The 993-nt window shown below is 49.1% G+C and carries 2 protein-coding genes; both read left to right on the top strand.

The window, feature by feature from the left end; translation table 11 throughout:
* Positions 1-306: hypothetical protein (locus tag VJI94_RS07810; protein WP_324008932.1), on the top strand; the 306-nt coding region annotated here is incomplete at its 5' end.
* Positions 303-993 (top strand): hypothetical protein (locus VJI94_RS07805; protein ID WP_324008931.1); only part of this gene is annotated, 691 nt, incomplete at its 3' end. The genes VJI94_RS07810 and VJI94_RS07805, both read left to right, overlap by 4 nt.

The raw sequence follows: 993 nt of genomic DNA, 5'->3' as shown, positions 1-993 counted from the left end.
ACGCAGATTGAAAAGGCTATTCGCGATAAGTCCAAGCGCGAAGCCGAAGCAACCTTCAAAACTGCCTGGGATGGCTTTGCATATTTACATAGCAGACCAGGTGGTGGTTTGGTAACCAATGCACTTTCTTATGAGGAACGCAAAGTACTCAGCGAATTCCACCAGAAAATGCTTGTGGCATATATTGCAGACGAGCAGGAACGTGCAGTAGATGCATTCGTGGCAACGTATTCCAATCTAATTGTGCAGTTTCCTGATCTTGTGGAACAGGTGAGGGAAGAAGCCATTCAGGAAATGGGCCAATGAGCAAGGTAGTACATCGCACTCCAGGGCTAATACCCCTGGAGTCTTTTACTGTATTCGGGATGTCGGCAAAGCCCGACTCGACGAATCCTATCGGCAAGTTTGGGACAGGGCTTAAAATAGCCATTGCAGTCCTACTTCGCCATGGAGTAGAGGTGACCATCCATCGTGGTCACGAGCAATATGTGTTTTACACCCAGAAAGCTGACTTCCGCGGCAAATCGTTCGCTTTTGTGCGAATGAAGCGGCGGAACAGCCTTTTAGGTCGGTGGACATATTCAAAGCTACCTTTCACAACGGAGCTAGGCAAGCACTGGGAGCTCTGGATGGCATTCAGGGAGCTTCACAGCAACACCCTGGATGAAAATGGCGAAACCTTTGTACCAGTAGTTAATAGTGGCTATGGAACAATGTATGCCAATAGCCAGCCAGATGCGCCACAAATCGAATGTACCGATATTGTAGTGGAAGGCGCCGCATACCTGGACTGCTGGCATGATCGTGCAAGAGTATTCTTGCCTGACGGCCTCAAGATCCGCACAGACGAAGAAGATGTACAGGTTTTGGATCGAGCGTCCAAGTATCTGTATTACCGTGGGCTGCGGGTGCTGGATCTCAAGGAAGAGGCGCAATTTACATACAACATCCTTCGAGAGATGACCCTTACCGAGGATCGTACGCTCAAGTATG

The sequence above is a fragment of the Parvimonas sp. D9 genome (assembly GCF_035282565.1).
Classification (GTDB): Bacteria; Bacillota; Clostridia; order Tissierellales; family Peptoniphilaceae; genus Parvimonas; species Parvimonas micra.
This window is presented reverse-complemented; position numbering and strand designations above follow the sequence as displayed.